An 8,589-nucleotide genomic window follows, 5' to 3' on the forward strand; every position below is an offset into this window, starting at 1 on the left:
AACCCTGCAATCCCAAAACAGGCCACAACGAATATTGCGATCCCAGCTCAATCGCTTAGCCGCTCTTCACGGACGACTGCAGAGACGTATCCGTCTCCGCACATTCGGGACATGCCATGGCTATTCATGGTGCAACGTTCGCCCGGTGCGGGGACGACGGCTCCCCCGCCGGTCACAGCGCCGGGCCGCTAGCCCTCACGACGGAAAATCGGACGGTCTGACCTGGATGCGATCGGCATGCAACGACCAGTGATGCAACGCCTGGTCCTTGCAGAATTTTGCCTTCGCTCGCTCCGTGGCCTCGATCTCGTCGATAGCGTCGATCTCGAGCGTACCCTGACAAACTTCGCTCTGCCGGCCGTACTCCCCGAGCACGTCCTTCATGAACCTGACGACATAAGTTGACATGGGACCTCCTGCTGCGCCGCCGGCACTCTAATCCCATTTAAGCCGGTTGGGGGAGGGAGATTTTGACGCGGATCAAGGCAAGGCGGCGGTTCCCGCCACCGATACAGTCCGTCAGCAATCAGGCGGTGATGTCGAGCAGGGACTTTTCCGTCTCGGAATAGGCCTGAATGACCTTGGAATTGGCCATGAAGCTGTATTTTGCGGTCGCCAGCTGAACGAATTGGTCAGCAAGATCGACATTAGGCGCTGCGACCAGGCCATCCTGGTTTGCGAAGGGAGCACTCGGGTCGAACTGTGCAATATAGCTCGGCGACACCGTCGACACGGTCGCGACCGTACCGCCCGGCGTCGAGCCGCTCGATTGGTCGACCTGGTCGACGCGTAGCGGCACATAGGCCGCCGGAAACGTGGGAGCAATGCCCGAACTGCCCGCACCGGCCGGTGCGCCCGATCCGCTTGACGCGGGCAGCGGACCCGTCGTTCGAACATTGGCGATGTTGCGGGCGGCCACGTTCGCTCGCAAACTCGCCGCAGAAAGTCCTGACGTCGCAATCGAAGAGATGCTCATGGGCCCTGATCTACAGGACAAGTCATACGCGTTCACTGACGCAATCAGTAAAATCCGTTGCGTTCCGTTTTCATCCGCGTAACCAGCGCAGAGAGCGCTTCGCCGCTACCCCGGCGTCACGCCAAAGGCCTGCCTGAAGCGCTCGGCATAGACGGGCCAGACCTCGGGATTGATGATGCGCGGCGGCCGCTTGCCGTCGAGCGTCTCCAGCACCTGCTCGGCTGCGATGCGGCCCATATTCCGGCGCGCTTCGATCGTCACACCCGCCGTATGCGGGCTTGCCAGCACGTTGTCGAACTGCAGCAGCGGATGTTCCGGCGGCGGCGGTTCCTTGGACCAGACGTCGAGACCGGCACCGGCGATGCGCTTGTCGCGCAGTGCCTGGAGCAGCGCATCCTCGTCGTGGATGAATCCGCGTGCGGTGGTGATGAAATAGGCGTGCGGCTGCATCAGGCCGAATTCGCGCACGCTGATCATGTTGCGACTGCCCTTGTTGAGCGGGCAGGAGATCGAAACGAAATCGGCTCGGCGCAGCAGTTCGTCAAGCTCGACCTTCTCGCCACCCCGCTCGGCCATCACCTCTTTGCTGAGATAGGGATCGTAAGCCAGCACCGTCATGCCGAGCAGGCCCTTGCAGAGCGCGGCGATGCGGCGGCCGACATTGCCGAGACCGATGATGCCGACGGTCTTGTGCTCGACCTCGTTGCCGACGAGCTCGTTGCGATTGACATTGGCCTCGCGGCGCAGCCGGCGATCGGACTGGATGATACGCTTGGACAGGGTCAACATCATCGCCAGTGCGTGCTCGGCCACCGAATGCGCGTTGCCGCCGGACTGGTTGACGACCAGCACGCCTGCATCCGTGCAGGCCTCGACATCGACGGGATCGAAGCCCGCGCCGTTGCTGGAGACCAGGAGCAGGTTTGGTGTGCGCTTCAGGAAGGCGGCGTCGACATGGAAGTGCGGCGCCAACTCGTCGCGCGCGGCACCGATCTGATAGACATGCGCCGCGCTCAGGATCGGCGCGTAAAAATCCTCTGGGCTCTCGTTCTCGATGCGGTCGAGCCGTACGTCGGACCGCGCCTTCAGGATGTCGATGTAAACAGGGTTGGCCAGGTATTTGACGTAGAAGACGCGCTTGCTGTTGACCGACATCAGGACCCTTCCGGCTCTGTCGCGGAGGCTCGCAAGGTCAGCGCAATGCGCGTCCGTTCCTAGCGTTCCTCCCGTTTCTCATTATCCCGCTTGTGGCACGGCGGTGCCGGCCACGGAAGCCCGTCTGGCGCAGATCACGGTGCCGGCCCGGACATGTTGACAATCCCGTCCGCTCCGTCAAGTTCGGCAAACGCCGGGACGGCAAAAGAAGACGGCCAAAGAAGAAGCATGTGCGGCGCGAGGGAGAACGCAATGGCGATTGCGGAGCAGCATAATTCGACGCAGGCATCCGGCGACACGAGCTGGCATGGCATCGTCCTGCAAACCCTGAAGCGGAATGAAATCCGTCTCATCCCCTACGTGCCCGACCGGGTATTGACGCCGCTGATCAAGAATCTGCACGCCGATGCTTTCTTTACGACCTTTGCCACCGCCCGCGAGGAAGAGGCCGTCGGCATCGTCTCGGGCGCCTGGATGGGCGGACGGCGCGGCGCGGTGCTGATGCAGACCTCGGGCTTTGCAACGCTGGCAAACACCCTCGCCTCGCTCGCGGTGCCCTACCAGATCCCGCTGATCATGTTCGTCTCCGAGCGCGGTACGCTGGGCGAATTCAACTACGGCCAGTCGCTGGTCTGCCGCACCATGCGCCCGGTGCTGGATTCGCTGGCGATTGAGCACCACACCATCACCCGGCTCGACGAGCTGGAATTCATCGTCGACCGCTCGATCAAGCAGGCCGTCACGACACAGGCGCCGGTGGCGCTGATCCTCAGCCCGCTGCTCACGGGCGGCAAGGTCTTCGAGAAGTGAGCGCCGTCATGAACAATACCAATACCAAGATCATGAATCGCTTCGATGTGACGTCGCGCCTGATCGCAAAACTCAAGCAGGGGGAAGCGGTGATCGGCGGCATCGGCAATACCAATTTCGACCTCTGGGCCGCTGGCCACCGCCCGCAGAACTTTTACATGCTGGGCAGCATGGGGCTCGCCTTCCCGATCGCACTCGGCGTGGCGCTGGCGCAGCCCGATCGACGCGTATTCGCGCTGGAAGGCGACGGCTCACTGCTGATGCAACTCGGCGCGCTCTCGACGATCGCGGCCTTGAAGCCGAAGAACCTGACTATGATCGTGATGGACAACGGCATCTACCAGATCACCGGTGCGCAGCCGACGCCCGCCGCTGGCGTCGCCGATCTCGTTGCAATCGCACAGGGCTCGGGCCTCACCAACAGCGCATGGGCCGCGGACGAACAGGATTTCGAGCGGCTGGTCGATCAGGCGATGTCGGCTGACGAGCCCAGCCTGATCGCGCTCCGCATCGACGACAAACCCGGCGTCGGCACCACCCGCCGGGATCCCGTGCAGATCCGCGAGCGCTTCATGCACGGCCTCGGCGTGCGCGAGCCGCTCTGACATTCAATGGTCGACGACAAGGCCCCGCGGAGCGTCACTCCGGGGGCCATTTCAATTCCTGACGTTCAACCGGATCAGTCGATGATCTTGATCACCCGGCGCGTGCGCGGCTCGACGATCACGCGGCGATCATTCACCACTGCGTAGCGATACTGGGTGTAGTTCGGCACGGGGCGCAGCACCACGGTCGGGGGCAGCGGCTCGCCGACCTCGACGCGCTCGTGAATCACGACCGAATCATCGCGCGGGATGCCGCCGAGGATCGCGTTCGGAATCTCGAGACCGGCGCCGACCGCCGCACCCACGGTGCCCCCAACCATCGCGCCGATCGGGCCGCCGACTTCACCGCCCGTGCGTGCGCCGTTCCTGGCGCCTTCTTCGGTCGTCGACTGAGCAAAGGCTGCACTCGACGCCAGCAGCGACGCGGCAGCCAACGAAATCACAAGACGGGTCTTCATATCTACACTCTCCAGTGTTGTTGGGTGCGCTTTCAACCCGCGAGGGCGGACCATTGTTCCGGTTCCCCTGTGACGAAAGTTGCATTAAACCTTGAGAGTGTTACGCCGTAACAATTCAGCTGGCTGTGATCTCGTGGCCCGCCATCAGTTCCAGCGCACGCACCATCGCCGAATGATCCCAGCCCTTGCCGCCATGTGCGGTGCAGGACGAGAACAGTTGCTGCGCGACTGCCGTGCTCGGCAGCGACAGGCCGAGAGCGCGCGCGCCTTCGAGCGCGAGATTGAGATCCTTTTGGTGCAGCTCGATGCGAAAGCCGGGATCGAAATCGCGCTTCACCATGCGCTCGCCATGCACTTCGAGAATCCGCGACGAGGCGAAGCCACCCATCAGCGCCTTGCGCACCAGCGCAGGATCGGCGCCGGCCTTGGAGGCGAACAGCAGCGCTTCACTCACCGCCTCGATCGTCAGTGCCACAATGATCTGGTTGGCGACCTTGGTCGTCTGGCCGTCGCCATTGGCGCCGACATGCGTGACGTTCTTGCCCATTTTGTCGAAGATCGGCTTCATGGTGCCAAAGGCCCGCTCGGGACCGCCGACCATGATGGTGAGGCTCGCGGCCTTGGCGCCGACCTCACCGCCGGACACCGGCGCATCGAGGTAGTCCGCACCGAGTGCCTCGATCTTCCTGGCGAATTCCTTCGTCGCCAGCGGCGAGACCGAGCTCATGTCGACCACGATCTGGCCCTTGGAGAGGCCGCCCGCAACGCCGTCCTTGCCGAACAGCACCGCCTCGACGTGCGGCGTGTCGGGCACCATGATGATGACGACATCGGCCTCCTCCGCGACCTCCTTGGCCGATTTGCAGGCGACGCCGCCTGCGGCAATCAACTCGGGCGCGACGGGCGCAATGTCGTGCAGGAATAGGCGATGGCCCGCAGCAAGGAGATGGCCGGCCATCGGCCGTCCCATGGTGCCAAGTCCGATGAATCCGATGTCGATCATGGTCTCGTTTCCTCTCGATCAGGTAAGTCGATCCGCGCGCTCGCTCACCTCTCCCCCAAGCGGGAGAGGGAGCGCACCGCCGCTGCGGCTGCGTCTCACGTCTCAAATGTCTGCGCGGCGTGCCAGGACAGGCCTTCCAGCGTCGTGGTGCGCGGCTTGTATTCGCAGCCGATCCAGCCACGATAACCGATCGCGTCGAGATGGCGGAACAGGAAGGGATAGTTGATCTCGCCGGTACCGGGCTCGTGCCGGCCGGGATTGTCGGCGAGCTGGATGTGGGCGATCTGCGGAAGGTATTCCTGCATGGTGCGAGCGAGATCACCCTCCATGATCTGCATGTGATAGATATCGTATTGCACAAACAGGTTGTTCGACCGCACCTCGGAGATCAGCCGTAGCGCCTGCTCCGTGCCATTGAGGAAGAAGCCGGGAATGTCGAGCGTGTTGATCGGCTCGACCAGCAGCTTGATGTTCTCCCGCGCCAGCGTCGAAGCCGCAAAGCGCAAATTGCCGACCAACGTCTCCTGAAGCTCGCGCGGATCGGCGTCCGCAAGTGCGATGCCGACGAGGCAATTGAGCTGCTCGCAATCGAGCGCCTTGGCATAATCGATGGCGCGAAACACGCCGTCGCGGAATTCGGCGGTGCGATCGGGCATGATCGCGATGCCGCGCTCGCCGGCGGTCCAGTCGCCGGCGGGGAGATTGTGCAGCACCTGGGTCAGCCCGTGGGCCTCAAGCTGTTCGCGGAGCTGCGCCTTGTCGAAATCGTAGGGAAAGAGATACTCGACCCCGACAAAGCCCGCGGCCTTCGCCGCGGCAAAGCGGTCGATGAACGGCATCTCGTTGAAGAGCATGGTGAGGTTGGCGGCGAATTTCGGCATGATGCTGTCCCCTATTCTGCCGGCTGCAGCGCGCGCGCAGACCCGACCTCGTCGAGCGGCAAATTCAGCACCTCCTCGAACTCGACGATGTTGTCGATCTCGGTGCCCATCGCAATGTTGGTGACGCGTTCGAGGATGAACTCCACCACCACGGGCACGCGGTGCTTCGCCATCAATTCGCGCGCGGTCGCGAACGCGGCCTGCGTGTCCTTGGGATCGGTGACGCGGATCGCCTTGCAGCCGAGGCCTTCGGCCACCGCGACATGATCGACGCCGTAGACGCCGATCTCCGGCGCGTTGATGTTCTCGAAGGAGAGCTGGACGTGATAATCCATCTCGAAGCCGCGCTGGGCCTGGCGGATCAGGCCGAGATAGGAATTGTTCACGACGACGTGGATGTAGGGCAGATTGAACTGCGCTCCGACCGCGAGCTCCTCGATCAGGAACTGGAAGTCGTAGTCGCCGGACAGCGCGACGATGTCGCGATCCGGGCACGCCGCACGCACGCCGAGCGCTGCCGGCAGGGTCCAGCCCAGCGGCCCGGCCTGCCCGGCATTGATCCAGTTACGCGGCTTGTAGACGCCTAAAAACTGCGCGCCGGCGATCTGCGACAGGCCGATCACCGTGACATAGGTGGTGTCGCGGCCGAACGCCTTGTTCATCTCCTCATAGACGCGCTGCGGCTTGATCGGAACGTTGTCGAAATGGCTCTTGCGCAGCATGGTCTTCTTGCGGTCGCGGCAGGACGCGGGCCACGCCTGGCGCTCGCGGAGCCTGCCGGAACGTCGCCACTCCCGGGCAACGGAAACGAAGAGTTCGAGCGCGGCCTTCGCGTCCGACACGATGCCGAGATCGGGGTTGAACACGCGCCCGATCTGCGTCGGCTCGATATCCACGTGAACGAATTTGCGGCCCTTGGTGTAGGTCTCGACCGAGCCGGTGTGCCTGTTGGCCCAGCGATTGCCAATGCCAAGCACGAAATCGGACTCCAGCAGCGTAGCGTTACCGTAGCGGTGGCTGGTCTGGAGGCCGACCATGCCGGCCATCAGCACGTGATCGTCGGGGATCGTGCCCCATCCCATCAGCGTCGGTACCACAGGCACATTGGCGATCTCGGCGAATTCGACCAGCAGGTCGGAGGCGTCGGCATTGATGATGCCGCCGCCGGCAACGATCAGCGGACGCTCGGCGGCGTTGAGCATTTCCAGCGCCTTCTCGACCTGCTTACGGGTCGCGGCAGGCTTGTAGACCGGCAGCGGCTCATAGGTCTCGTCGTCGAACTCGATCTCGGCGAGTTGCACGTCGAGCGGCATGTCGATCAGGACCGGCCCAGGCCGGCCCGAACGCATCACATGAAACGCCTGGCTGAAGACGCGCGGCACCAGCGCCGGCTCGCGCACGGTCACCGCCCATTTCGTCACCGGCTTTGCGATCGACTCGATGTCGACGGCCTGAAAGTCTTCCTTGTAGAGCCGCGCCCGCGGCGCCTGGCCGGTGATGCAGAGGATCGGAATGGAATCGGCGATCGCCGAATAGAGGCCTGTGATCATGTCGGTGCCAGCCGGCCCCGAGGTGCCGATGCAGACGCCGATATTGCCGGCCTTGGCCCGTGTATAGCCTTCGGCCATGTGCGAGGCACCCTCGACATGGCGCGCCAGGATGTGGCGGATCGAGCCACGCTTCTTCAGCGCCGAGTAAAGCGGATTGATCGCCGCCCCAGGAACGCCGAAGGCGGTCGAGATGCCTTCCTTCTCCAGGATACGCACGGCTGCATCGACGGCTCGCATCTTCGCCATATCGGACCTCGCTCAAGTTTAATTCAGCGAGCGAGATCATCAGGTGCGCAGATGCACATCTCAACGAGATCGATTTTTTTTCCACGATGCGGCAGCCGCTGGAAAAACGCGGCGGTCTCAATTGGTTAGATCGAGAAATACGTGAAAGCTGGTCATTCGAACAACGGCGCCAGCTCCATCTGCGGCACCAGCACCAAGCCCTTGTCGGTGATGCGAATTTCCGGAATGACCGATAGCGGAATCAGATTGAATCCCATGTAGGGGATGGTGCAGCCGGCCTCGGCCCATTCCTTCTTCAACACTTTGACCTCTTCGGCCACCTCCGTCACCCGCTTGTCCGACAACAGGCCCGCTATCGGCAGCGGCACCAGCGCCCGCACCTTGCCGTCGGCGACGACGCAGACGCCGCCCTGCTGCCCCTTGATCGCAGCGATCGCGACCTGCATGTCGCGCTCGTTGGTGCCGGCGACGATGATGTTGTGGCTGTCGTGGCCGACGCTGGAGGCAACTGCGCCCCGCTTCAGCCCGAAGTCCTTGAGGAGACCATAGGCGACATTGCCGGCCGACTTGCCATGACGCTCCACGACAGTGACGAAGCACAGGTCATAGCGCGCGAACAGCGACGGCCAATCTTTGGCCGGCTCGATCGCGACCTTCTCGTGGATCAGCGTAATGCCGGGCAGCGCGGTCTTGATGGCGTTGACGGTGCACGCCTTTGTCGGTAGCTCCGGCGTCAGCTTGATCTTCTCCGGCAGCTTCACGGTCGCGTAGGCCGCCTTCGGATATTGATAGCGCTGCGACAGCGCCTGATCGAGGCGCGGCGTGATCTTGCGGTTCTCCACCACGAGCTCGCCGCCATACCAGGTCGATTGCGGCTTGAGATTGTCGTCCATCAGCACGAGATC

Annotated in this window: 10 protein-coding genes; 2 read left to right on the forward strand and 8 right to left on the reverse strand. The window is 63.2% G+C overall.

All coding sequences use genetic code 11. The features are described 5' to 3' along the window. Positions 1-195: 195 nt before the first annotated feature. From AOQ71_RS03845 to AOQ71_RS03855, 3 genes are all read right to left on the reverse strand, one after another. A complete protein-coding gene (locus tag AOQ71_RS03845) occupies positions 196-408 on the reverse strand; it encodes a hypothetical protein (RefSeq protein ID WP_057742018.1) in 213 nt (70 codons plus the stop codon). A 118-nt stretch (positions 409-526) separates the two neighbouring features. Then, positions 527-976: a flagellar basal body rod protein FlgC gene (locus AOQ71_RS03850; RefSeq protein WP_057742021.1), complete on the reverse strand. Its 450-nt coding sequence runs from the start codon at positions 974-976 to the stop codon at positions 527-529. Positions 977-1,081: 105 nt separating this feature from the next. Further along, the gene (locus AOQ71_RS03855; RefSeq protein WP_057742025.1) at positions 1,082-2,131 is read right to left on the reverse strand and encodes a hydroxyacid dehydrogenase; all 1,050 of its coding nucleotides are present in this window, start codon (positions 2,129-2,131) and stop codon (positions 1,082-1,084) included. Between the two features lie 252 nt (positions 2,132-2,383). On the opposite strand from AOQ71_RS03855, the gene AOQ71_RS03860 reads away from it, so the two are divergent. Together AOQ71_RS03860 and AOQ71_RS03865 are read left to right on the forward strand one after the other, a co-directional pair. Beyond that, positions 2,384-2,941, forward strand: a complete 558-nt coding sequence (locus AOQ71_RS03860) for a thiamine pyrophosphate-binding protein (protein ID WP_057742029.1) — start codon at positions 2,384-2,386, stop codon at positions 2,939-2,941. Between the two features lie 8 nt (positions 2,942-2,949). Then, entirely contained in the window at positions 2,950-3,546 is a 597-nt protein-coding gene (locus tag AOQ71_RS03865) for a thiamine pyrophosphate-dependent enzyme (RefSeq protein ID WP_057742086.1), read from the forward strand. A 74-nt stretch (positions 3,547-3,620) separates the two neighbouring features. Here the strand turns inward: AOQ71_RS03865 and AOQ71_RS03870 are convergent, their stop codons facing one another. From AOQ71_RS03870 to AOQ71_RS47125, 5 genes are all read right to left on the reverse strand, one after another. Further along, on the reverse strand, positions 3,621-4,004 hold the full coding sequence (locus tag AOQ71_RS03870; RefSeq protein ID WP_057742034.1) for a DUF1236 domain-containing protein: 384 nt from the start codon (positions 4,002-4,004) through the stop codon (positions 3,621-3,623). Positions 4,005-4,119: 115 nt separating this feature from the next. Next, a complete protein-coding gene (locus AOQ71_RS03875; RefSeq protein ID WP_057742038.1) occupies positions 4,120-5,007 on the reverse strand; it encodes a 2-hydroxy-3-oxopropionate reductase in 888 nt (295 codons plus the stop codon). A gap of 95 nt (positions 5,008-5,102) precedes the next feature. Next, positions 5,103-5,888, reverse strand: coding sequence for a hydroxypyruvate isomerase (gene hyi, locus AOQ71_RS03880; protein ID WP_057742042.1), 786 nt, complete (start codon positions 5,886-5,888; stop codon positions 5,103-5,105). 11 nt (positions 5,889-5,899) lie between these two features. Further along, positions 5,900-7,684, reverse strand: a complete 1,785-nt coding sequence (gcl, locus tag AOQ71_RS03885) for a glyoxylate carboligase (protein ID WP_057742047.1) — start codon at positions 7,682-7,684, stop codon at positions 5,900-5,902. Positions 7,685-7,836: 152 nt separating this feature from the next. After that, on the reverse strand, positions 7,837-8,589 hold a 753-nt coding region (locus AOQ71_RS47125), incomplete at its 5' end, for an adenine deaminase C-terminal domain-containing protein (RefSeq protein ID WP_283809565.1).

The organism is Bradyrhizobium manausense (assembly GCF_001440035.1).
Lineage (GTDB): Bacteria > Pseudomonadota > Alphaproteobacteria > Rhizobiales > Xanthobacteraceae > Bradyrhizobium > Bradyrhizobium manausense.